Genomic DNA, 24,078 nt, shown 5'->3' with positions numbered 1-24,078 from the left:
AGCCCGGTCAGCGCAGCGCCACCGGGAAAACATAAGGTATCGGGGCCTGCGTTCCCGGAGGCGGCGCGTTGCGCCTGTCCGGGCTACGTGATCGTACCTGCCCCAGGCGTTATTTGGTTACCCGGTCATACCAGACCATATCGGCATTGAGACCCTGCTGATAACCCTTCACGTTATCGCGAACCACAATCTGGGTTTTACCCTGATCGATAAACACGTAAGGCGAACTGCGCTGCAGCGCCTCCTGCATGTTTTTATACAGATCCAGGCGCTTCGCTGCGTCCGGCTCGGCGACTGCCGCCAGGGTCGCTTTATTCAGCTCCGGGATCTGCCAGCCGTTTAGCCCGGCGACGGTACTGGATTTACCGTCGTTGTACGCAAAGGCGCTGGCGTTAGAGTGGGCATCGAAATAGTCAGGGATCCACAGCCGAATCGCCGCCTGATGCTGTTTGGCGCGCACGCGAGCATAGACCTGGCTACCCGCGGCCGGCAGCAAATCCACCTTCACGCCGCCCTGGGCGAAGCTCGCCTGCATCGACTGGGCGATGGTGATAAACGGCGGCTTGTTTTCGACGTCGAGGGTGAAATGCGCCTCTTTGATGCCCGCTTTAGCGAGGATGTCTTTGGCTTTTTGCGGGTTGAATGTAAACGGGTTATTGTCCAGCGCGCCCGGCAGGCCGACCGGCAGGAAGCTCTGATGGACGAAATATTGCCCCTTCAGCAAATCTTTCGTGATGCCGTTGTAATCTACCAGCCAGCGCGCCGCTTCCCAGAAGGCCGGGTTTTTCAGCAGCGGGTTGGCGCTGTTGCCGGTATTAAAGACCAGATAGTTCTGCTCAGCGGAAGGGATGCTGAGGACCTTGACGCCCGGTTTACCCTGTAGAGCCGCAATCTGGTCGGCGCCGAGATCGCGCGCCACGTCGGCATCACCCTGCTGGATGAGAAGACGACGTGAGGCCGGGTCCGGAACGTTCTTAATAATGATGCTTTTCAGCTTCGGCGCGCCGCCGGGTGCGCTGCTGTTGGCCTCCAGCACGATGGCCTGATGCGGCTGATAGACCCGCATTTTATACGCGCCGCTGCCCGCCGAGTGCATTTTCAGCCAGCCGTTACCGAAGTCGTTATCTTTGGCGTTCGGGGCGACCTGTTTCTCATCGACGATAGAGGCGATCGGCGTGGAGAGAATATTCAGCGCCACCGCCGGGCTGACGTCGGCGGTCCAGCGTAGCTCCAGGGTATGGTCGTCTACCTTCTTCAGCTGGCTGGCGATGTTGTCCGGCTGCCAGCCGAGGACGTTAAGAATAAACGCTGGCGATTTGTTCAGGATGACCGCGCGGGTGTACGAGTAAATGACATCTTCCGGGCGCAGCGGGTTACCGGAGGCGAATTTGGCGTCGGGCTTTAGCTTAATGGTCAGGGTTTTCGCCGCCGGATCGGCCTGCCAGCTTTCGGCCAGGATCGGGGTGATTTTTTCAGGGTTATCGCGGTCCGGCTGCACCAGGCGCTGATAAAGGCTCGGTACCGTCTGGATGCTGGAGAGCTCGTTGGCTTCCGCCGGGTCGAGGCTGACGATATCGTCGAGGCCCTGCGCGACCACCAGGGTCCCCGGCGGCGTGGCGGCGTGAACGGCGGCGGATAACGCGGCGAGCACCAGCAGCGGCAGCAGTTTTTTAGTCATATGCGATCCCTGAAAAAAGTTATTGTGATTATTGATGTTTCGCTACGTTAGGCCGCTTAATTACGGGCGTAAAGTCAAAGATCGGCTAAGTTTATGCTTAAAAAGCATAAGCAAGACCAAGGGGTTATGACGATCGATCGTACCGGGCATCTTCCGGCCATTCGCCTTTCTTGATATAACAATTTGATAACACTACGGGAGAGATAAGCGTGCCGGAAATTAATGAATTTGGTCAGCAGGTCAACGATCGCGTGCCAGGGTGGCAGGGCGCGGGACTTCTGCGCCGCACGGCGTTAAATGGCCGCTTTTGCCGGCTGGAGCCGCTGGATACCGAGCGGCACGCGGCGGATCTGTTTGCCGCCTATGCCCTCGGCGACGACAGCGACTGGACCTGGCTTGCCAGCACCTGTCCACAGAGCGTGGAGTCAACGGCGAACTGGATCACCGGTAAGGTTATGGACGACGGGCTGGTGCCGTATGCGGTTATCGATTTGCGCGCCGAGCGGGCCGTCGGGCTGGTCAGCTATATGGCGATTGAGCGGGCGATGGGCACGGTGGAGATAGGGCACGTCACCTGGTCGCGGGCGATGAAAAATACGCCGCTCGGGACCGAGGCGGTGTGGCTGCTGCTGCAAAATGGTTTTGCTCACGGCTATCGTCGGCTGGAGTGGAAGTGCGATTCGATGAATCTCGCCTCCCGCCGCGCCGCCGACCGGCTGGGGTTTACCTGGGAGGGGCGTCTTCGTCAGAGGATGGTGCGCAAAGGACGCACCCGCGATAGCGATATGCTGTCGATTATCGATAGCGAATGGCCCGCGCGCGACGCGGCGCTGCGGGCGTGGCTGGCGCCGGAGAACTTTGATGCTGATGGACGGCAGCTAAAGCGGCTGGAAGATTTTCGCTAGTTTTTCCTCACCCTAACCCTCTCCCGCAGGGAGAGGGGCGGGGGCTTACTCTTACCGGCGAACCGGCGCGCCGTTCGCCACGTAATACGCCGCGGTGCTCTTCGGCAGCGGCTGACGGCCGCGAATGGCGTCAGCCATTTTTTCGCCAATCATGATGGTGGTCGCGTTAAGGTTGCCGGTAATAATCTGCGGCATAATCGAGGCGTCGACCACGCGCAGGCCTTCCAGCCCGTGAACCCGACCTTCGCCATCCACCACCGCCATCTCGTCGTAGCCCATTTTACAGGTGCCGCACGGATGGAAGGCGGTTTCCGCATGATTGCGCACAAACTCATCCAGCTCGGCATCGCTCTGGCACTCCGCCCCCGGACTGATCTCCCGGCCGCGATAGTTATCCAGCGCCGGCTGATGCATGATTTCGCGGGTAATGCGAATCGCGTCGCGGAACTCCTGCCAGTCCTGTTCGCTGGACATATAGTTAAACAGAATCGCCGGATGTTCGTGCGGGTCGCGCGACTTCAGACGCACGTGGCCGCGGCTTGGGGAGCGCATGGAGCCGACGTGGCACTGGAATCCGTGCTCTTTCACCGCGTTTGAGCCGTTGTAGTTAATCGCGACCGGCAGGAAGTGGTACTGAATATTCGGCCACGCAAAGGCTTCCCGGCTGCGAATAAATCCGCCCGCTTCAAACTGGTTGCTGGCGCCGATGCCGGTCCCGTCGAACAGCCATTCGGCGCCGATTTTCGGCTGGTTCCACCACTGCAGCGCCGGGTAAAGCGACACCGGCTCTTTACATTCGTACTGCAGATACATCTCCAGATGATCCTGCAGGTTCTCGCCGACGCCGGGCAGGGCGTGAACCAGCGGAATATCGAACTGGCGCAACAGTTCCGGGCTGCCGACGCCGGAGCGCTGCAGGATTTGCGGCGAAGCGATGGCGCCCGCGCAGAGCAGCACTTCTTTACTGGCGGTGGCGTTTGACGGCGCGGTGCTGTCGCCCTCCAGCCACTCGACGCCGACGGCGCGTTTGCCGGCAAAAATAATGCGATCGGTCAGCGCATGGGTGCGAATGGTCAGATTGGGACGCGCGCGCGCCTGGTCGAGATAGCCGCGCGCGGTACTGGCGCGGCGTCCCTGCGGCGTCACGGTACGATCCATGGGGCCAAACCCTTCCTGCTGGTAGCCGTTAAGATCGTCGGTGCGCGGGTAGCCGGCCTGTACGCCGGCTTCAATCATCGCGTGGAACAGCGGATTGTTGCCCTGCTTTGGCGTGGTGACGCTGACCGGGCCGTCGCCGCCGTGGTAGTCGTTGGCGCCAATATCGCGGGTTTCCGCTTTGCGGTAGTAGGGCAGGCAGTCGAGGTAGCTCCAGTGCTCAAGCCCCGGCGCCGAGGCCCAGTTATCGAGATCCATAGCGTTGCCGCGGATATAGCACATGCCGTTGATTAACGAGGATCCGCCGAGGCCCTTACCGCGTCCGCACTCCATGCGGCGATTGTTCATATGCGGTTCAGGCTCGGTCTCGTAGGCCCAGTTATAGCGCCGACCCTGTAGAGGAAAGGCCAGCGCGGCGGGCATCTGGGTGCGGAAGTCGAAACGGTAATCCGGGCCGCCCGCTTCCAGCAGCAGGACGGTGGTCTGGGGATCTTCCGTCAGTCGTGTAGCCAGTACGTTGCCGGCGGAACCGGCACCAATAATAATGTAGTCAAACTGCAAAAATGACCTCCTGGTTAAAATATGGATTGAAACTGACCCATCTCAACCTGGATGGATTTTATCTGGGTGTAGCTGTGCAGCGTCTGCACGCCGTTTTCGCGGCCAATACCGGAGTGCTTGTAGCCGCCGACCGGCATCTCCGCCGGGGATTCACCCCAGGTGTTGATCCAGCAGATCCCGGCCTCCAGCCGATGAATCAGGCGATGGGCGCGGTTTAAATCCGGCGTGACGACGCCGGCGGCGAGGCCGTATTCGGTGGCGTTGGCGCGGCGAACCGCTTCTTCCTCATCGTCGTAGCTCAGAATCGACATCACCGGGCCGAAGATCTCTTCGCGGACGATGGTCATCTGGTCATCGCAGTCGGTAAACACCGTCGGGGCGACCCACGCGCCGCGGTCGAAGCCTTCGCCTTTCAGCACCTCGCCGCCGCAGAGCAGGCGCGCGCCTTCTTGCTTGCCGATCGCGATGTAGCGCAGCACGTTATCGCGGTGCGGGAAGCTCACCAGCGGCCCGAAGTTGGTGCTTTCAGCAAACGGATCGCCGGGGCGGATACGCGCCACGCGAGCGAGGATTTTCTCTTCAAACGCCGCCTTCAGGCGCGCCGGAACGAATACCCGGGTGCCGTTGGTGCAGACCTGTCCTGAGCTATAGAAGTTAGCCATCATCGCGATGTCGGCGGCGAGGTCGAGGTTGGCGTCTTCGCAGACGATCAGCGGCGATTTACCGCCCAGCTCCATGGTGACTTCCTTCAGCGAGGAGGCGGCGGAGTTGGCCATCACTTTTTTGCCGCTGGCGACGCCGCCGGTAAAGGAGATTTTGGCGATGTCCGGGTGCTCGGTGAGATACTGGCCGGTTTCGGCGCCCGTGCCCGGCAGCACGTTAAATACCCCCGCCGGCAGTCCCGCCTCGCGGTAAATTTCCGCCAGCTTCAGGGCGGTGAGCGGGGTGACTTCACTCGGCTTAAAGATCATCGCGTTACCGGCCGCCAGCGCCGGGGCTGATTTCCACAAGGCGATCTGGATCGGGTAGTTCCAGGCGCCGATCCCGGCGACGACGCCCAGCGGTTCCCGGCGGGTGTAGGCGAATGAACTATCGCGCAGCGGGATCTGGCTCCCTTCCAGCGCCGGGATCAGGCCCGCGTAGTACTCCAGCACATCGGCGCCGGTGACGATATCGACGGCGGCGGTTTCGCTCAGCGGTTTGCCGGTATCGAGAGTCTCCAGACGCGCCAGTTCATCGTTGCGATCGCGCAGAATATCGACCGCTTTACGCAGAATGCGCGAACGTTCCATGGCGCTCATCGCCGCCCAGATTTTTTGCCCTTTTTGGGCGCTCTTTACCGCCCGGTCGACGTCTTCGCGGCCGGCGGCCTGGACGGTCGCCAGCACTTCCCCGCTGGCGGGGTTAATCGTCTCGAAGGTTTTACCGCTGGTGGCGGAAACATAACCACCGTCGATGTAAAGCTGCTGTTCGGCCATTCGGGACATGGGTCCTCCATTAGTGAGAAGTCGGTGGCAGATATTTGCTGATGAAGTGCTCGGCGAGCGTTTCGGCGCGGGCTTTATCCAGCGGTTTACCGCTCAGCGCCGCGCGTAGCCACAGCCCGTCGATCAGCGCGGCGAGACCGTATCCGGCCTCCTGCGCCTCTTCGCGCGGCAGGGCGCGCTGAAACTCATAGACGATATTCGACAGCAGTCGCCGGCTGCTGACCTGCTGCAGGCGATAGAGCATCGGCTGATGCATGCTGCTGGCCCAAAAGGCGAGCCAGGCCTTCATTGCCGCGCTGCTTATCTGGCTGTCGTCGAAGTTTCCCGCCACGATGGCGCGCAGGCGTTCCTGCGGGCCGGCGCCGGGCAGGGCGTGCAGACGGCCCAACACCGCCTGGCGCAGCTGGCCGGTGATATCGCGCATCGTCGCTTCCAGCAGCCCGTTCTTATCCTTGAAATAGTGGCTGATGATGCCGGTTGATACGCCAGCCCTCCGGGCGATCTGCGCGATGGTGGCATCGTGCATTCCCACTTCATTGATGGCGGCCAGGGTGGCGTCAATCAGCTGCCGCTGCCGTATCGGTTGCATCCCCAGTTTGGGCATTTCTCAGACTCCATTCATCAGCTTTGTTTATCTATTAAAGCGGTTTTTGATTGGACGTTCAATATAAAATGTGTCTTAATTGTTGCCGATTTTGGTTCTAATAGTTGCAAAAACAGTAAGGAGAATGGATGACAGACCTTTCGCCGAGCAGAGAAAAGGACAAAATCAATCCGGTGGTTTTTTACACTTCCGCCGGACTGATTTTGTTGTTTTCCCTGATGACTCTCTTCTTCAGCGATTTTTCCGCGGCCTGGATTGGCCGTACCCTGAACTGGGTTTCCCGCACCTTTGGCTGGTACTATTTGCTCGCCGCGACGCTCTATATCGTGTTTGTCGTGTGCATCGCCTGCTCGCGTTTCGGTTCGGTGAAGCTCGGGCCGGAACATTCGAAGCCGGAATTTAGCGTGCTCAGCTGGGCGGCAATGCTGTTCGCCGCCGGTATCGGTATCGACCTGATGTTCTTCTCCGTCGCCGAACCGGTGACCCAGTATATGCAGCCACCGGAAGGGGCGGGGCAGACCATGGAGGCGGCGCGCCAGGCGATGGTGTGGACGCTGTTTCACTACGGGCTGACCGGCTGGTCGATGTATGCCCTGATGGGGATGGCGCTGGGATACTTTAGCTATCGTTATAATTTACCCCTGACCATCCGCTCCGCGCTCTATCCGATCTTCGGCAAAAAGATTAATGGCCCAATCGGCCACAGCGTGGATATCGCCGCCGTTATCGGCACCATTTTTGGTATCGCCACCACGCTCGGGATTGGCGTGGTGCAGCTAAACTACGGCCTCAACGTGCTGTTTGATATTCCGGACTCGCTGGGCGCGAAAGCGGCGCTGATCGTGCTGTCGGTCATTATCGCCACCATCTCCGTGACCTCCGGGGTGGATAAAGGCATTCGTATTCTTTCCGAGCTTAACGTGGTGCTGGCCCTCGGGCTGATCCTGTTTGTCCTGTTTATGGGCGACACCGAGTTTCTGCTCAACGCGCTGGTGCTCAACGTTGGCGACTATGTGAATCGTTTTATGGGCATGACCCTGAACAGCTTCGCCTTCGATCGTCCGGTAGAGTGGATGAACAACTGGACCCTGTTCTTCTGGGCGTGGTGGGTGGCGTGGTCGCCGTTTGTCGGCCTGTTCCTGGCGCGTATTTCACGTGGACGCACCATTCGTCAGTTTGTGGTGGGAACGCTGATTATCCCGTTCACCTTTACCCTGCTGTGGCTGTCAGTGTTCGGCAATAGCGCGCTGTATGAAATCATCCACGGCAATGCGGCCTTCGCCGCCGAGGCGGTCGCCCACCCGGAGCGCGGCTTCTATAACCTGCTGGCGCAGTATCCGGCGTTTACCTTTAGCGCTTCGGTGGCGACGATTACCGGCCTGCTGTTCTATGTGACCTCCGCGGATTCCGGGGCGCTGGTGCTGGGTAACTTCACCTCGAAGCTGAAGGATATCAACAGCGATGCGCCAAACTGGCTGCGGATCTTCTGGTCGGTGGTTATCGGCCTGCTGACCCTCGGGATGCTGATGACTAACGGAATTTCCGCCCTGCAGAACGCGACGGTGATTATGGGGCTGCCGTTTAGCTTCGTGATCTTCTTCGTGATGGCGGGATTGTACAAGTCGCTGAAGGTTGAGGATTATCGCCGCGAGAGCGCCAACCGCGACACCGCTCCGCGACCGCTCGGCGTGCAGGATCGCCTGAGCTGGAAGAAGCGCCTGTCGCGGCTGATGAACTATCCCGGCACGCGCTATACCCGCCAGATGATGGAGACGGTGTGCTTCCCGGCGATGGAAGAGGTGGCGCAGGAGCTGAAGCTGCGCGGCGCTTACGTCGAGCTGAAAAGCCTGCCGCCGGAAGAGGGAGACAGCCTGGGCCATCTTGACCTGCTGGTGCATATGGGCGACGAGCAGAACTTTGTTTATCAGGTCTGGCCGCAGCAGTACTCCATTCCCGGCTTTACCTACCGGGCGCGCAGCGGGAAGTCGACCTACTATCGTCTGGAGACCTTCCTGCTGGAAGGGAGTCAGGGCAACGACCTGATGGACTACAGCAAAGAGCAGGTCATTACCGATATTCTTGACCAGTACGAGCGTCATTTGAACTTTATCCATCTGCATCGCGAAGCACCGGGCAACAGCGTGACCTTCCCCGGAATGTAGGTCATCTAAACGTTTTCTGAAAAAGGATTGCGGCTGGTTAAATATACAGTGAATTGCGCAGGGAAGCGTATGATGGCGGCGGGTGCCTGAGGCTTTCTGCGTTCAGGCTTAGGTGAGGATTCAGAAAGACGAAGCCCCAGGAGATGTTCCCATCAACCTGAGGCTCACGATCCAACCCTAGCACGTTGGATAGTAGCCTCTTCTTCGCATGGAGGCAACGAGATGCTGACAAAATACGCCCTGGTGGCAATCATCGTGCTGTGTCTGACAGCGCTGGGATTGACGTTAATGGTGCGCGATTCGCTGTGCGAGCTGAGCATCAAAGAACGTAGTATGGAGTTCAAGGCCGTTCTCGCTTACGAAACGAAGAAGTAGCCGGTATGCGGGGAGCTATCCCCGCTTATCCGCAGGCTGGGTAAGGAACCTTAAGGCACCTTTTTTCTGCTTATGGGGGCAGGATGGACGGCGAGAGAACATCGACCGGTTAAAACAATCGCGCCGCCACCCTGCATACTGCTTCGCTGACGTTAACCTCACCCTTACCGGCATTTTTCTAAGCTAAATCCGTTCTACCAGCAGACAAAACCACCATCAACCACCAGGTCAACGCCGGTGCAGAACGAGGCGGCATCGCTGGAGAGGAACAGCGCCGGGCCGGCCATCTCCTCAACCTTCGCCATGCGCTGGATCGGCGTCTGGCTTTCGAATTCGCGGGTCTGATGAACCATCTCAGGGCGGGTGTTCATCGGCGTGGCGGTATAGCCGGGGCTGATGGAGTTGACCCGAATCCCTTTGCCGATCCACTCCATCGCCAGGCTTTTCGACAGGTGGATAACGCCCGCTTTAGAGCAGTTATAGTGCGCCTGATCGAGACCGCGGTTAACGATAATGCCGGACATCGAGGCGATATTAATAATCGAACCGCCGCCCGTTTCCTGCATCAGTTCGGCTTCCGCTTTGCAGGAGTTCCACACGCCGGTCAGGTTAATATCGATAACCCGCTGCCACTGCTCGGTTTCCATCTCCAGCGCCGGATTGGCGTTGGCAATCCCGGCGGCGTTGACGGCTATATCGAGGCGGCCAAAGCGGCTTTTCGCTAATGCCACGCCGGCGCGTAGGTCGCTAAGCTGGCGCACATCACCGGTGTAGAAGCAGGCCTCTCCGCCGATGGCTTCAATATTTTTGACGGTTTCGGCGAGGCCGCCGTCTTCGCGGAGATCGAAGCAGACGACCCGAGCCCCCGCGCTGGCGAGCCCGTAAGCAATCATCTGGCCGATGCCGCTGCCCGCGCCGGTGACAAAGGCCACGCGGTCCTGCAGGTTAAACAGCTGTTGGGCAAAATCTTTTGCGATCATAGTTATTACTCTCTAAAAAAATATTCTTTAGCATGCCCGGTGTTGGCGTTCCCGGAGGCGGCGCGTTGCGCCTGTCCGGGCTACGGGGCTTGTGCCGTCGGGTAGTCGGGTAGCCCGGACAGGTGCGCAGCACCGCCTCCGGGACATGATTTGTGTAGCCTGACCTGAAAAATGCCAGGCTGGCGGCATTACGACATAATCAAGCCGCCATCGATATTGATGGTCTGCCCGGTGAGGTAGCGCGCATCGTCGGAGGCGAGAAACGCCACCAGCCCGGCAACGTCTTCCGGTTTGCCGGCGCGCTTCATCGGAATGCCTTCGACCCACTCTGCCATCAGCTCGCCTTTACCGTAGCGCTTCTGCTCGGTGCTGAGGATTTCGCCCCAGACGCGGTCGTTGTAATCCCACATCTCGCTTTCGATAATGCCCGGACAGAAGGCGTTAACCGTGATATTCCACGGCGCCAGCTCGTGCGCCAGGCTTTGGGTGATGCCGATCACGCCCATTTTGCTGGCGGCATAGTGCGGGGTGTAGATAAAGCCCTGACGACCCTGGCCGGAAGAGGTGTTGATCAGGCTGCCGTGGTTCTGCTTGACCATATATTTGGCGGCTTCGCGGCAGCACAGCCAGACGCCGGTGGTGTTAACGGCCAGCACTTTTTCAAAGTCGGCCTTCGGCATGCGATCGTAATAGTCGATGGTGATCACGCCTGCGTTCTGGATAGAGACGTCGATGGTGCCGAAACGCGCTGCCGCCTGCTCGTACAGCGACTGCACCTGCGCTTCGTCGGTCACATCAACCTGTAACGACAGGATGTCGGCCTGGTAGCGCTGGCGGAGGGTTTCCGCCGTTTCGTGGACGCGCTCGGCGTTAGAGACCATCACCAGATTCGCGCCGTCGCGCGCAAAGCGCTCGGCAATACCTGCACCAATTCCGCGGCAGGCGCCGGTGATAACAACCGTTTTGTTGTGGAAATTTCTTTGCATGTTTTTCATCCCTTATTGAAGCCGGACGGCAGAGCATCCGGCGGGGTAATAAAGACGTGATTAGCTGGTGGCGCCTGCCGCCGCCAGCTTCTCCTCATGGCGGCGCATCAGGATGACTTTGTTCTGCAGTTTCTGCTGGAACTGGTCGACGACGACGGCGGTGACGATAACCACCCCCTTAATGACCATCTGCCAGAAATCGCTGACCCCCATCATCACCATGCCGTCGGCGAGGAAGACGATGACGAACGCGCCAATGATTGACCCGGTCACCCGGCCGCGACCGCCCGCCAGCGCGGTTCCGCCGAGCACGGTGGCGCCAATGGCGTCCATTTCGAACATATTGCCGGTCATCGGGTGCGCGGTTTGCAGCTGCGAAGCGACGATAAGGCCGACGAACGCTGAGCACAGGCCGGAGAAGGCGTAAACGAAGATTTTTGCCTTGACGATAGGCACGCCGGCCAGGCGTGCGGCGGATTCGTTACCGCCGATAGCGTAGATATAACGGCCCAGCGGGGTTTTGGTGGTCAGCCAGTAGCCCAGCAGCAGGAAGCCGATCATCAGCCAGATTGGCAGATAGATGCCCAACAGCGTCCCGGATCCCAGGGTGGAGAAACCGGTGTTGCCCAGCGCTTCCATGCCGTTGAGGTTGGGGTAGGTGCTGCCGTCGTTGAACAGCAGCGCCGAGCCTCTGGCGACATACATCATGCCCAGGGTGCAGATAAAGGGCGCGACGCCGAAGCGGGTGATGACCGCGCCGTTAACGAAGCCAACCAGCACGCCGAAGAGCGCCACGCAGAGGATCACTTCCGGTACGTTGAAGAAGATAACGCTGCCGTTCCATAAGGGCAGGCCGTTGGTTAACAGCGCTCCGGCCACCATGCCGCAGATGCCGGCCACGGCGCCGACGGAGAGGTCGATACCGCCCGTCAGGATAACCAGCGTCATGCCGATGGCCAGCAGGCCGGTGATGGCCACGTGCTGGGTCATAATCAGCAGGTTAGATGTGGTCAGGAAATTCGGTACCATCACGCTGAAGAACGCGATAACCAGCAGCAGAGCGATGAACGTTCTGGCCTTCAGCAGGTACATATAAATCATATATTTCTGGTTCATGATGGGTTCCAGCCTGATTAATCTTGAGGTGTTGAAGCCGCGATTAATTTTTCGCGGGTCACCGCATGACGCGGTAAATCGGCGGTAATCCGACCGTCGGCCATGACCAGGATGCGATCCGCCAGCGCCATCACTTCATCCAGCTCCGATGAAGAGAACATCACTGCCAGACCCTGCTGGGCCATTTTGCCGATCAGATGATAAACGTCGGTTTTCGCGCCGACGTCGATACCGCGAGTGGGCTCATCGAGAAACACCACTTCCGGCTTCGTCATCAACGCCTTGCCGAGCACCACCTTTTGTTGGTTGCCGCCGCTGAGCGAGGTGACAGGCAGATCGGGGTCGCTCACCTTGATTGCCAGTTCGCGAATCATCTCTTTGACGCAGGCGATTTCTTTCTGCGGATTCAGCCATTTCCACGCCCGGCGAAATCCCTGCAGGCTGAAATCGGATAAGGTCATATTCGATTGAATCGACATCATCTGCACCACGCCTTCGCCCTGACGGTCTTCAGGCACCAGCGCCAGCCCTTTTTTCAGCCGCGCCTGGAACGGGGCCTTTTCGATATTTTCGCCGTTGAGATGGACGTTACCGCTCTGGCAGGGCATCAGGCCGACCAGACCTTTAAACAGCTCCGTGCGTCCGGCGCCGAGCAGGCCGTAGATGCCGATCACTTCTCCCTTACTTAAGGTAAAGGTCACATCGTTGAGCTTATAGCCGCCGCTGGGGTGCAGCGCCGTCAGGCCTTCAACGGCAAGGACCGCTTCGCCTTTCGGCGCCGGCCGGTAGTCGAAATGTTTTTTCTTATCGCCGACCATCTGTTCGATAATCCACGGAATACTGGCGTCGCTGACCTCGCGCTCGCTGATAAAGCGCCCGTCGCGGAAAATAGTGATGTGGTCGCCAATTTCCATCAGCTCTTCCAGACGGTGGGAAATATAGATAATGGTGACGCCGCGGCGTTTAAGCTGTTCGATCACGTTAAACAGGATTTTGACTTCCGACTGGCTGAGCGCGGAAGTGGGTTCATCCATAATTAATACCCGGGTGTCCTTAGAAAGCGCGCGCGCAATTTCCACCAGCTGCTGATGGCCAATGCCTAATTCGCCAAGCTGGGTGTAGGGATCGACATTCAGCTCCAGTCTTTCCAGTAATGATTTGGCTAACTCATATTGATATTTTTCGTTAATCTTCCCTTTTTGAAAGAATTCGTTAGCCATAAAAATATTATCCATGACGTTCATATTCGGGAATAAATTTAATTCCTGAAAAATGATGCTGATTCCCTGCTTTTCAGCCTGATGCGTCGAGCTAAGGGTCACCGGGGCGCCATCAAGAATAATTTGACCGGAAGAGGGTGTTTCAACGCCAGCAAGCATTTTCATCATGGTGGATTTACCCGCACCATTTTCACCGATCAGAACGTTTACTTTATTTCGATAGACCCGGTAATTCACGCTATCTAAGGCGACAACGCCCGGATAAACGCGAGATAATTCGCGAGTTTCGATAATAACTTCAGAGTCGACTGGTTGGGAATTGACGAGTTCTTGCCGCTGCATGTTATTGCCCTCCCAAACGAACAATTTTGGCTGGCGTAATATCAGGCATGGTCTGCGGAATATCCCAGGCCGAGAACACGCCGTACACCTGTACCGCTTCGCCGGTTTTCACCTGCGCCGTCTGGATCATCTTCACCGCATGTTCGTTAATCGCCCGGCTATATTCGCCAAACAGCACCTGATCGTTAAAGTCCTGATAGCTGGCGCCCTGATAGCCGTCGCGTAATAATGTGCCGCGCAGCGTTGGGCCAATTTGCACCACCACGTTGCCGCCGCTGATATCCTGAATCGTCATTTTTCCGCTGCGCGAAGCGGAATCAATTTTGCTGATATTGCCTTCGACTTTGACGTAAAACACGCAGGGGTTTTCGTCCTGAGCGCGATAGCCTAAGGTTTTGCAGGCGCTATCGATATCTTTCGCCGCGCGCAGGGCGGTCATCAGCTCGGCAACGGGGCGGGCTTTAGCCACAACCTGGGGAACCAGCTGGTCTTGCCATGTCCGATCGATATCCGCCATATGCGGGTTGGGCGGAGATTTAAGATCGGCCAGCTCCTGCTGAGAGACGATACGACAGCCCCCGAGCGCAAGAATAACCAGCGTCAGCGAGATTTTTTTATACATAATACGCTCCTGTGCGCCCCGGACGGGGCGCAACAACCCGAAATCAGGATTTGATATTGAAGTCCTGCACTTTGTCTGCATTGTCCTGAGTAATCAGAATGCCGCGGAACATCACGCGCTGCTTGGCCGGTTTTTCACCTTTTTGCAGGTAGTTATCGAGGTCGGTCACTCCCTGAGCGGCGATGGCCTGCGCCTGAAGCATCACGGTGGCCTGCAGGGTGCCGGCTTTTACCGCGTCGCGCTCATCGTTGCTGCCATCGATACCGACCACCACCACATCGTTACGGTTCGCGGCTTTCAGCGCGGCAATGGCGCCGAGGGCCACAGGACCGTTGCCGCAAATCACGCCTTTCACGTCGGGGTGCGCCTGCAGAATACTGTCCATAATGCGCTTGCCGTCGATTAAGGTGCCTTTCGCGTCCTGCTTAGCGACGCTGACCATATCCGGGTACTGGTCAATCACCTGGTGGAAAGATTTAGAGCGGGTCACGCAGTTATTATCCGCAAGGTTACAGGTCAGTTCGGCATATTTGCCTTTCTCCGCCATTTTCTCGACAAATACGTTGGCGACTTCAGAACCGGCCTGGAAGTTATTATGGGTAATTTGCTCCAGCGCGATATCATCGACAGGAATTTCGCGGTTAATTAAAACCACCGGAATACCCGCTTTCTTCGCTTTTTCAATGGCGGCGACGCTGGCGGTGGAGTCGGCGTTATCCAGGATAATGCCCTGAACTTTTTTACCGATGGCGGTATCGATCAGCTCATTCTGTTTTTTGACATCTTCACCATGCGACAAAATGGTGGTCTGGTAGCCCAGCTCTTTAGCTTTCTCGCTGGCGCCCTTGGCTTCAGAGGCGTAATAGGGGTTATCCAGCGAGTTAACCATGATCATGATGGTGCCTTTTTCTGCCGCCTGGGCAGCGAAAGAAAAGGCGGTCAGGGTAGCAGCGGTTAAAAGCGTTAAACGTAATTTCATGACAATTTTCTCTCTTGGTTGTTATTGTCGGGTACGGTGAAACAACGTAAGGCCTGTAAATCGAGTTTATGGGCCGGGGGTCTCCTTTTGTTGATGATTAAGAGCCTGTCCATTAGGGCTATTTTACTGGCCATTTTGAACCAGGGCAGTGCTCAAAACCCTCACGTACTACGTGTACGCTCCGGTTCTTCCGCGCTGTCCGTGTTCAAACTGCCTGCGCCAATAACGCCTACTGGGATAGGCTCTAAGGTGCGTCACGCGTTCGATTCCCTGGTGGGCGTCAGGCGGACGTTGCCGGTTTCCATAATGTTCTGTTCACCGCATGTCGCCACTCCTGCCATCTTTTCTGCAGGCGCTGGTGGCGGGCCATATCGGGGATAAATTCGCTGTGTTCGGTTAAAAACGCGTTCAGGTCGGTCACCGATCCGGGATTCAGGGCTTTGCGCGCGAGCAGGGCCGCGCCAATCGCCGACAGCTCGGCAACGTCGCTGCGCATCACCGGACAGCCGAGCAGGTCAGCCTGATACTGCATTAGCCAGTCGTTCCTGGTTGGGCCGCCGTCGACCATCAGCGCCGTTAAGTGGAAGTCGTCCTGCTGGCGCATCGCTACCACGACATCGGCGATTTGATAGGTAATGGATTCCAGCGCGGCGCGAATCAGATGGGCGCGCTTGACGCCGCGGCTCAGGCCACAAATCACGCCGCGGGCGCTGTCATCCCACCACGGGGCACCCAGGCCGGTTAACGCCGGCACAAAATAGACGCCCAGCGTGGAGTCCACGGAGGCGGGCAGGGTGTTGAGTTCATGCGCCAGTTCGGCATCGGAAAGTTCGCTCAGGCCGGTGCTGTCCGCCATCCACGCCACGGCATCGCCGGTATGCGGAATATTACCTTCGAGTCCGTAGGTGATGCTGTCGCCGTCGTGCCAGGCGATGGTGGTGGCCAGCGCGCCGATATCGCACTGTGCGGATTTTACCGGCGCCATCACCGATGACCCCGTACCGTAGGTGGCTTTCACGCAACCGAGTTCGCCCAGCGCGTGGCCAAACAGCGCGGCGTGGGAATCCCCGACCATCGCCATTACGGGAATACCGTCAGGGATAGCGTTCAACCCCCGGGTATAGCCAAACAATCCGCTGGAGGGCTTGATCTCCGGCAGTGCGGCGCGCGGGATCTGGAACAGCGCCAGCATGTTGTCATCCCACTGGCCGGTTTGCAGGTTCAGCAGCTGGGTACGCGCGGCATTGGAGTAATCGCAGTAGAACGCCTCGCCCTGGGTTAAGTTCCACAGCAGCCAGCTGTCGATAGTGCCGAGGCAGATTTCTCCGCGCTCAGCCAGCGCGCGCCCCTCAGGAAGAGATTCCAGCAGCCAGCGCATTTTCGAGGCCGAAAACAGAGGCGCAATCGGCAGGCCGGTCACGGCCTTGATTTGCCGCTCTTTGTCGCTGTGGCGCAGTTCATCGCAAAACGCGGCGCTGCGGCTGCACTGCCAGGTGATCGCGGCGTTGATTGGCTTACCGCTCTGGCGATACCAGCCGATCGCGGTCTCGCGCTGGTTACTGATGGCTAATGCCGCGACGTTTTCTGCGCCAACGTGCGCTACCGCTTGCGCGATAACCGCCAGCGAAGCGTCAACCAGGACTTCTCCCGACTGCTCGACCCAGCCTTCACGCGGCGTCTGGATCGCCAGCGGCTGAGAGAATTTCACCACGACCTGGCCGCGGCTATCGAGTACGACGGCTTTGGCATTGGTGGTGCCTTCGTCCAGCGCAATGATGAACTCTTTACGTGTTGCCTGCATTAGGTAGTCTCCTGAGTCACACTTCGTCCTGGCGCGGAGGGGGAAGTCGGCATTCCTCTTTATCGCATTGCTTCTTAGCAGGCCATGATGTGACAATTCGTTTTCACTTTTTTAATCACTGAATATATATTCGATGGTGATTATTTATTTGTTACCTTAGCCAGAAACTTCCCGTCGGGCTACAGGAAAAGTTATCAATTGTGCTGGCAATCACACTTATCCGTTTGGTGAAGCTTCTGGATGTCGGGGGAAAAGAGCGCGGTTGGCTGGTTATATACGATTGAAATATAAAAATTTATTGGCGAAGCCTTTACGCCTGAAGGAAAGCGTAAAGGCTGTGGGAAAGTGTTTGAGTGAGGAAATTACCCGGCGATAAGCAGCCTGGCCGTTGGATAATCGGTGATCAGAACATCGATATAACCGCCTGAAAGCGCGCCTTTGATAGCCGCCACCTTCTCGCTGCCGCCGGCAAGGGCCACCACGTTAGGGCACTTCTTCACTTTCTCCAGCGCCATGCCGATCACAGGATCTTCATCATCGCGTAACACCGCCTTGCCGTTTTTATCGTAGTAGTGCAGGCAAATGTCACCCACGGCGCCGCGTTCCGCCAGCACCTGCAGCATATCTTCGTGATAGTAGTTACCGGACGTTTTGAGCAGTTGCGAAGGTTCAAGGATGCCAATCCCGACGATGGCGATATCGACTTCGTCGAAGCGCGCAATCACATCGGCGACATCTTTGCTGGCCACGAGGCGATTTTTCTCCTCCGTAGAACCTTCGATGCTCTGGGAAGGGAGCAGCCAGGCTTCACAGTTCAGACGCTGCGCCAGGGTCTGGGTCAGGATGGTCGCCTGCACGTTACCGTTAGGACCCACGCCGCCGAGCAGTTGAATCACGCCGTTGGCCTTCAGGTTTTGCGCGTGAACCTCATCAACCATTGCGCGGATAGTCGAACTCCACGACGAGACGCCAATCAGATCTTTCGGCCGCAATCGCGTTTCCAGATAGTGGGCCGCGGCGGATCCAATGGCGCGCTTGATGGTGTGATCGCTGGCGTCCTCTTCGGTATCCACGACGATGGCCTGTTTAATTCCGTAGCGATCCTCGAGGCCTTTTTCAAGATTGAGGAAAATATTCGATGGCTGAACAACGCTGATTTTGACTACGCCTTCTTTTTGGCAGCGGGCGATCGCTCGGGAGATAAATGACTGAGAAAGCGAGAGAAGTTGAGCGATATCGGACTGCTTTCGTCCTTCAAGATAGTAGAGCGTGGCAATCTTAACTAATAGCCGTTGTTCATCCTGCTTAGCCATATATTTCCCCGAAAATCATTTACGTGCAGCCATTATGTTAGAGCTCATTATCATACGCGAAAAGAAAAGACAGTTAAGTGTGATGGATATCTAACTTTCGCCAATCCTCAAAATCAGCTATGGACAAAAACAGAACAGTAGCCGCATAATTGAATAAAGAGTCGTTAGTGAATATATATTCATGGCGATTTCAGGTCAACTGAAAAGTGCCCGGGTGACGTCACGCCCGGTGGTAAGGAGGCAGAATGTTCCTGAGTATGATGCAGCGGCGTAAGCCTTACGATGCGTTGCCTGGGGATGTCTGGTTTTTTTAGTCCCTGACGGAATAAATATTCCAAGTTGAAAATAAATTCAGAGGTATTAAATGAATCCCTATAGCTATGATGTCCAGGCCCTTGAGCGTAAAGCCCGCGCCGTACGTCGCCATATCGTCAGATTGAACGCCAACAGCCCTGCGGGCGGGCACACCGGCGCCGACCTGTCGCAGGTTGAACTGCTCACCGCGCTCTATTTCCGTATTCTGAACGTCGCGCCGGAGCGTCTTGCTGACGACCAGCGCGATATCTACATCCAGTCGAAAGGCCATGCGGTGGGCTGCTACTACTGCGTGCTGGCCGAGGCGGGCTTCTTTCCGGTTGAGTGGCTGGAAACCTATCAGCATGCGAACTCCCATCTTCCGGGTCACCCGGTGCGCCAGAAAACGCCGGGGATTGAGCTTAACACCGGCGCGCTGGGCCACGGTTTGCCTGTTGCGGTGGGGCTGGCGCTGGCTGCGAAAAAAAGCAACAGCTCCCGCCGCATTTTTTTAATTACCGGCGATGGCGAGCTGGCGGAAGGCAGCAACTGGGAAGCGGCGCTAGCCGCGGCGCACTACGGCCTTGATAATCTGATCATTATTAATGACAAGAACAATCTCCAGCTGGCGGGTCCGACGCGCGAAATCATGAATACCGATCCGCTGGCCGACAAATGGAAGGCCTTCGGGATGACGGTCACCGAATGCCAGGGCAACGACATGGCATCGGTAGTGGCGACCCTGGAAGGGCTGAAGCAGGAAGGTAAACCGAACGTCGTTATCGCCAACACCACGAAAGGTGCCGGTATTTCCTTTATCCAGGGGCGCCCGGAGTGGCACCACCGGGTACCGAAAGGCGAAGAAATTGCACTGGCACTGGAGGAACTGAAAGATGAGTAATGCAGAACACCTGGCGAGCGTGATGGTTCAGGCCTTTATTGATGCGGTCGACCGCGGCGTCGATCTGGTGCCGGTGGTGGCTGACTCCACGTCAACGGCCAAAATCGCGCCGTTTATTAAACAGTTCCCCGGGCGTCTGGTGAACGTGGGTATCGCCGAGCAGAGCATGGTCGGGACGGCGGCGGGTCTGGCGCTGGGGGGCAAAGTGGCGGTCACCTGTAACGCCGCGCCGTTCCTGATTTCCCGCGCCAATGAGCAGATTAAAGTCGACGTTTGCTATAACAACACCAACGTTAAGCTATTTGGCCTTAACGCCGGCGCCAGCTACGGCCCGCTGGCCAGCACCCATCACGCGATTGACGATCTGGCGGTGATGCGCGGCTTCGGTAATATCCAGATTTTCGCTCCGTCTTCGCCACGCGAATGTCGGCAGATTATCGATTACGCCATCGGCTATCAGGGGCCGGTCTATATTCGCCTCGACGGCAAGGCGCTGCCGGAGCTGCACGATGAAAGCTATCGCTTTGTGCCGGGAGCGGTCGTTACGCTGCGGGAAGGCGAGGATATCGCGCTGGTGGCCACCGGCTCGACGGTGCATGAAATCGTCGATGCCGCGCAGAGGCTGGCCGACGCGGGGATTCAGGCCAAAGTGGTGAGCGTGCCGTCCATTCGCCCTTGCGATACCGCCGCGCTGCTGGCGGCCCTGAAGCCGTGCAAAGCGGTAATAACGGTGGAGGAGCATAACGTCAACGGCGGATTGGGGAGCCTGGTGGCGGAAGTGCTGGCCGAAGCCGGCGCGGGAATCCCGCTCAAACGTCTGGGGATCCCGGATGGCGAGTATGCGGCGGCGGCGGACCGCGGCTGGCTGCGCAAACACCACGGCTTCGATGCAGCTTCCGTCGCCGAGCTGGCGCAGAAAATGCGCTGATTTTACGGCGCCGTAAACCGATAACCCGCGCGGTCTGCCGCGCGGGTTTTGTTTTTTACGCTGCGCAGAGCGTGATGACGTAGTCACCGGCCTTAATCCATTGCAGCCGATACTCCCCGGCGGAGAGCCGAAGAAGCAGATTTCCTTCCTTTATATACGTCACCTCAAAATCGCTGAAACCCACGCAGTTCTGTATTTCGGGCGGGCTGGCCTTAAATGCGCTCTCTTTTGCCGAAAACGCCAGCGTCAGCGCCAGCGCCGACGGCAGGCCGCTGGCGTCCAGCAGGCTTTTTTCCGCGCTATTGACGATGCTGCTTTCCAGCTCGGCCGCGAGGGCGGGAGACAGGATGCGTTCAATATCAACGCCGACCGGCCCGGCGGAGACAACCGCCAGCGCGCTGCGTTCGCAGTGGCTGATGCTGCCGTACCACGGCGCGGGCCACAGGGGCTGGCGTTGGTCGCCAATGGCAGGGATCTCTGTCTCACCGACCTCCCGCAGCGCGTAAACCGCGGCGATACGCCCCGCGAGGTGCTCGGTCTGCCGCTTGCGGGCGCAGTCGCTTAGCCGGGCATGATGAGGCAGCCAGAGGAGATCTTCAGGCCGAAAGGTCAATGGGTCGAAATCGACACGCTGCAGCGAGCGATCGGCAAGCTGAATAATAGAACGTTGGGTTTGCATAGGGGGGATGTTAACAGATTCTCCCCGCCGCCCTCTATGGCAAGAGGGCGGGGGGAACGGCCAGACAATCAGAAGTGGGTATTGACGCCCAGATACCAGGTTCTGCCAGATTCGTTATAGGTGTTGGCGCCCGCGCCAGCCATATAAGAAACATCGGTCAGGCTACCGGTGGTTTGCGCATTCCCCGCGCGCCAGTGGCGCTTGTCGAAGACGTTATCCACGCCGCCGGTCAGGCTGACGTTTTTGGTCACATCCCAGGTGGCGCTCAGGCCAACGATGCTGTATGGGCTGACTTCATCCGTTTCAGAACCCACCGCGGGCTCACCTTTGTAGTTATATTTCTTCGGCTGCTGCTTGCCGTACCAGGTGAAGGTCGACTGCACCGAAATATCCTCCTGAATCTGCCAGCTCAGAGTGGAGTTCAGGGTATATTCCGGAATAATCGACAGACGATCGCCGGTTTCCTTGTTTTTACTTTGCAGCATATAAGTGATGTTATTGGTCCAGTTCACCGTTTCGGTGACCGGCACGTTCAGGGTGCCTTCCAGACCTTCAACCACCGCTTTAGGCACGTTTTCCCACTGATAGATATCAGTTTTCACTTTACCGTTCGTAGTCTGCGAAATCGGCGCGTAGCCGGCTTCGATTTTATCGCGGTAGTCGTTGCGGAACCAGGTCACCCCCGCCAGCCAGCCGTCGCGTTTAAACTCAAGGCCAATCTCTTTGTTGATGCTGGTTTCGGCTTTCAGGTCATCGTTACCCATCATGTAGCAACCGGTACCGGTGCCGCTGGCGTAGCAGCCCTGGCCTTTGCTATAGAGAATATAGTTCGGGTTGGTTTGGTACAGGCTCGGCGCTTTATAGGCGCGGGCGATGCCCATTTTCAACGTGAAGTCATCCCACAGACCCTGAGACAGGTTGAGCGACGGGCTCCAGTTGTTGCCGACGATCGTGTGATGATCGAAACGCAGCGCCGGCGTCAGCATGGTGGTGTCGGTCAGCTCCACGTTGTCTTCGGCAAACAGGGAGAAGATCTCGGCCTTCGAGTATGGGCTACGGCCGGTGCTGTCATAGCCGTCGATATCGCCGCCCATAAAGGTCTGGGTATTTGACGCCAAATCCTTCATCCGCTGCTGATTCCACTCGGAGCCCAGCGTCAGGTTCTGGTTAAACACCAGATCCAGCGGGATGTTAACTTCGCTGTGCAGCATCACGTCGGCCAGGTCGATATCGCTGAACTGGTTGCTGTTGAAGATACCTTCCGTACCGCCCGCCAGACCTTCGCCTTTACGCGAGTTGCGGGTACGTTCGTACTGGGCCCAGTTGCTGGTGGTCACGCCGTTATCCCAGCCGCCGTTCCAGGTGACGGAGTAAGTCTGGCGATAGAGGCGGTTCGTCTCTTTCCCGTAGTTCTCTTTTACCAGATCGTTGGTATTGGTGTTCTGCGTATCGCCCGCGTAGAGGTTGCCCTGACGGCTGTAGCCGGATTCAAACTCCAGCGACTGCATCGGGGCGAAATCCCAGCGCACGACGCCGTTAATGTTCTTATTTTTAACCCCTTCACGCCCGGCAGGCATGGTATTAGCGTACGCGCCGGTACGCTCTGACTGATGCCCGTCGTTGATATCCCAGGCATCGGCCTGCGTTTTATCGAGGTTGCCCAGCAGGCGGAAGCTGAAATCGCCGCCCAGCGGGCCGCTGAGGCTAAAGTTGGTGCGTTTGGTCGAGCCTTCTTCTTTATGCTCCGGGGCGTTCATGTAGGTGTTCCATGAACCATGCCATTCGCCGTCGCTTTTCTTGGTAATGATATTGACCACGCCGCCCGCCGCGCCGTTGCCATAGCGCGCGGCCGCCGGGCCGCGAATGACTTCAATACGTTCGATCAGCTCCGGCGGTACCCATGAAGTATCGCCGCGGGTATCGCGCTCGCCGCGCCAGCCCAGACGCACGGAGTTGCGGCTGGTCACGGGCTTGCCGTCAATCAGGATCAGGGTGTTTTCCGGGCCCATGCCGCGAATATCAATCTGGCGATTGTTGCCGCGCTGGCCGCTGGTGGAGTTGCCGGTCAGGTTAACGCCGGGCATGGTACGGATAATTTCCGACACGTCGCGCGCTGGCGGGCGTTTACGAATTTCATCTGCGGTAATGGTTGAAACGCCGGGCGCCTGCAGGTTCTGCTCGGCGGCGGTGACGACCATGGTTTCATCAGCGGTTGCGGTTTTGCTATCGGAGGCGGTTTCCGCCGCGCTCAGCGGAAACGCAGCCCCGTAGATTCCCAGATTGACCAGCAAGGCCAGGGATTTGATCCTGTTATTCATTGTAATTCCTGCTTTTTGTCGCCACCTTCTCCAAAAGACCCTTCCCAGCGGGAGGAGAGGCGGTATCAATGTTGCCGGTAGAGGGCAAAGGGCGCTCCGTCGCGGACTAAATGAGCCCTCTCAGACATGTTTAATTTTGAAAGACGCGCTTCCCACAGCGCGCTAATACGCTATTGCAAATGAAAATAGTTATCAATAATATTATCAATAAATATTGCGTTTATTAATGCGTTTGTTGATAAATGTCACGATAAACATAGGGTTGAAAAGGAATGCATAAGACAGGAAGTGACGACTGGTGGCAGCATATCTCCGGCCCGCAAATCGAAGCCGTTGACGGCGCGTATCGGGTAACCTTCTGGTGGCGCGATCCGGCGGGCAACGAAACGTCTTCGGCAACCCGGCGGGTATGGATTTATATCACCGGCGTGACTGACCATCATAAAAATGCCGTACCGCAAACCCTGCGGCGCATTCCCGGTACCGATGCCTGGTGCTGGCAAACCACGCTTTCTCCGACCTGGCGCGGCAGCTATTGCTTTATCCCTTCCGCCCGCGACGACGACTTTTCCCCCCAGCTTTTTAACGGTGACGGCCCGGACCGCGCGCTGCTGCGCGAAGGCTGGCGCAGGCTGCTGCCGCAGGCGATTGCCGACCCGCTCAATCCGCAAA

At 57.8% G+C, this 24,078-nt stretch carries 20 protein-coding genes; 6 read left to right on the top strand and 14 right to left on the bottom strand.

From position 1 onward, the window contains the following. Positions 1 to 109: 109 nt before the first annotated feature. Positions 110 to 1,678: an ABC transporter substrate-binding protein gene (locus FQK12_RS07940; RefSeq protein WP_014228335.1), complete on the bottom strand. Its 1,569-nt coding sequence runs from the start codon at positions 1,676 to 1,678 to the stop codon at positions 110 to 112. A 209-nt stretch (positions 1,679 to 1,887) separates the two neighbouring features. Between FQK12_RS07940 and FQK12_RS07935 the strand changes: the two genes are divergently transcribed. After that, on the top strand, positions 1,888 to 2,583 hold the full coding sequence (locus tag FQK12_RS07935) for a GNAT family N-acetyltransferase (RefSeq protein ID WP_014228336.1): 696 nt from the start codon (positions 1,888 to 1,890) through the stop codon (positions 2,581 to 2,583). Between the two features lie 51 nt (positions 2,584 to 2,634). Here FQK12_RS07935 and betA read toward each other — a convergent pair whose 3' ends face one another. The 3 genes from betA to betI are packed head-to-tail and all read right to left on the bottom strand — an operon-like array spanning position 2,635 to position 6,390. Then, positions 2,635 to 4,299 (bottom strand): choline dehydrogenase, encoded by a 1,665-nt coding sequence (betA, locus tag FQK12_RS07930; RefSeq protein ID WP_014228337.1) that lies wholly within the window; start codon positions 4,297 to 4,299, stop codon positions 2,635 to 2,637. Between the two features lie 14 nt (positions 4,300 to 4,313). Further along, positions 4,314 to 5,786 carry a betaine-aldehyde dehydrogenase gene (gene betB, locus FQK12_RS07925; protein ID WP_014228338.1) on the bottom strand — a complete coding sequence of 491 codons (1,473 nt, stop codon included), beginning with the start codon at positions 5,784 to 5,786 and terminating at the stop codon, positions 4,314 to 4,316. A 10-nt stretch (positions 5,787 to 5,796) separates the two neighbouring features. Beyond that, positions 5,797 to 6,390, bottom strand: a complete 594-nt coding sequence (gene betI, locus FQK12_RS07920) for a transcriptional regulator BetI (protein ID WP_014228339.1) — start codon at positions 6,388 to 6,390, stop codon at positions 5,797 to 5,799. Positions 6,391 to 6,518: 128 nt separating this feature from the next. On the opposite strand from betI, the gene FQK12_RS07915 reads away from it, so the two are divergent. Together FQK12_RS07915 and FQK12_RS07910 are read left to right on the top strand one after the other, a co-directional pair. Further along, complete coding sequence (locus tag FQK12_RS07915; protein ID WP_014228340.1) at positions 6,519 to 8,552, top strand: choline transporter; 2,034 nt, start codon at positions 6,519 to 6,521, stop codon at positions 8,550 to 8,552. 222 nt (positions 8,553 to 8,774) lie between these two features. Then, positions 8,775 to 8,927, top strand: coding sequence for a Hok/Gef family protein (locus tag FQK12_RS07910; protein WP_004130292.1), 153 nt, complete (start codon positions 8,775 to 8,777; stop codon positions 8,925 to 8,927). 194 nt (positions 8,928 to 9,121) lie between these two features. Here FQK12_RS07910 and FQK12_RS07905 read toward each other — a convergent pair whose 3' ends face one another. The 8 genes from FQK12_RS07905 to FQK12_RS07870 all read right to left on the bottom strand — a co-directional run bounded on the left by FQK12_RS07905 (position 9,122) and on the right by FQK12_RS07870 (position 18,286). Continuing rightward, on the bottom strand, positions 9,122 to 9,907 hold the full coding sequence (locus FQK12_RS07905; protein WP_014228341.1) for an SDR family oxidoreductase: 786 nt from the start codon (positions 9,905 to 9,907) through the stop codon (positions 9,122 to 9,124). Positions 9,908 to 10,095: 188 nt separating this feature from the next. Further along, complete coding sequence (locus FQK12_RS07900) at positions 10,096 to 10,893, bottom strand: SDR family oxidoreductase (RefSeq protein ID WP_014228342.1); 798 nt, start codon at positions 10,891 to 10,893, stop codon at positions 10,096 to 10,098. A gap of 60 nt (positions 10,894 to 10,953) precedes the next feature. Further along, the gene (locus tag FQK12_RS07895; RefSeq protein ID WP_004848640.1) at positions 10,954 to 12,009 is read right to left on the bottom strand and encodes an ABC transporter permease; all 1,056 of its coding nucleotides are present in this window, start codon (positions 12,007 to 12,009) and stop codon (positions 10,954 to 10,956) included. 17 nt (positions 12,010 to 12,026) lie between these two features. Beyond that, on the bottom strand, positions 12,027 to 13,571 hold the full coding sequence (locus tag FQK12_RS07890) for a sugar ABC transporter ATP-binding protein (RefSeq protein WP_014228343.1): 1,545 nt from the start codon (positions 13,569 to 13,571) through the stop codon (positions 12,027 to 12,029). A 1-nt stretch (position 13,572) separates the two neighbouring features. Continuing rightward, the gene (locus FQK12_RS07885; protein WP_014228344.1) at positions 13,573 to 14,193 is read right to left on the bottom strand and encodes a DUF2291 family protein; all 621 of its coding nucleotides are present in this window, start codon (positions 14,191 to 14,193) and stop codon (positions 13,573 to 13,575) included. A gap of 43 nt (positions 14,194 to 14,236) precedes the next feature. After that, on the bottom strand, positions 14,237 to 15,172 hold the full coding sequence (locus FQK12_RS07880; protein WP_004130307.1) for a D-ribose ABC transporter substrate-binding protein: 936 nt from the start codon (positions 15,170 to 15,172) through the stop codon (positions 14,237 to 14,239). Between the two features lie 280 nt (positions 15,173 to 15,452). Further along, entirely contained in the window at positions 15,453 to 16,973 is a 1,521-nt protein-coding gene (locus tag FQK12_RS07875; RefSeq protein WP_014228345.1) for an FGGY family carbohydrate kinase, read from the bottom strand. Between the two features lie 362 nt (positions 16,974 to 17,335). Then, entirely contained in the window at positions 17,336 to 18,286 is a 951-nt protein-coding gene (locus FQK12_RS07870) for a sugar-binding transcriptional regulator (protein WP_004848649.1), read from the bottom strand. 364 nt (positions 18,287 to 18,650) lie between these two features. Here FQK12_RS07870 and FQK12_RS07865 point away from each other — a divergent pair, with 364 nt between their 5' ends. Continuing rightward, positions 18,651 to 19,481, top strand: coding sequence for a transketolase (locus tag FQK12_RS07865; RefSeq protein WP_004848651.1), 831 nt, complete (start codon positions 18,651 to 18,653; stop codon positions 19,479 to 19,481). Further along, positions 19,474 to 20,409: a transketolase family protein gene (locus FQK12_RS07860; protein ID WP_014228346.1), complete on the top strand. Its 936-nt coding sequence runs from the start codon at positions 19,474 to 19,476 to the stop codon at positions 20,407 to 20,409. The genes FQK12_RS07865 and FQK12_RS07860 overlap by 8 nt, the downstream gene beginning before the upstream one ends. A 55-nt stretch (positions 20,410 to 20,464) precedes the next feature. On the opposite strand, the gene entD is transcribed toward FQK12_RS07860, so the two are convergent. Together entD and FQK12_RS07850 are read right to left on the bottom strand one after the other, a co-directional pair. Then, on the bottom strand, positions 20,465 to 21,088 hold the full coding sequence (entD, locus tag FQK12_RS07855; RefSeq protein WP_014228347.1) for an enterobactin synthase subunit EntD: 624 nt from the start codon (positions 21,086 to 21,088) through the stop codon (positions 20,465 to 20,467). A 68-nt stretch (positions 21,089 to 21,156) separates the two neighbouring features. Then, positions 21,157 to 23,406: a TonB-dependent siderophore receptor gene (locus FQK12_RS07850; RefSeq protein ID WP_014228348.1), complete on the bottom strand. Its 2,250-nt coding sequence runs from the start codon at positions 23,404 to 23,406 to the stop codon at positions 21,157 to 21,159. A 272-nt stretch (positions 23,407 to 23,678) separates the two neighbouring features. Between FQK12_RS07850 and FQK12_RS27595 the strand changes: the two genes are divergently transcribed. Continuing rightward, on the top strand, positions 23,679 to 24,078 hold a 400-nt coding region (locus FQK12_RS27595), incomplete at its 3' end, for an enterochelin esterase domain-containing protein (protein ID WP_261392899.1).

The sequence above is a fragment of the Klebsiella sp. ME-303 genome, from assembly GCF_007910085.1.
Taxonomy (GTDB): Bacteria; Pseudomonadota; Gammaproteobacteria; order Enterobacterales; family Enterobacteriaceae; genus Klebsiella; species Klebsiella michiganensis.
This window is presented reverse-complemented; position numbering and strand designations above follow the sequence as displayed.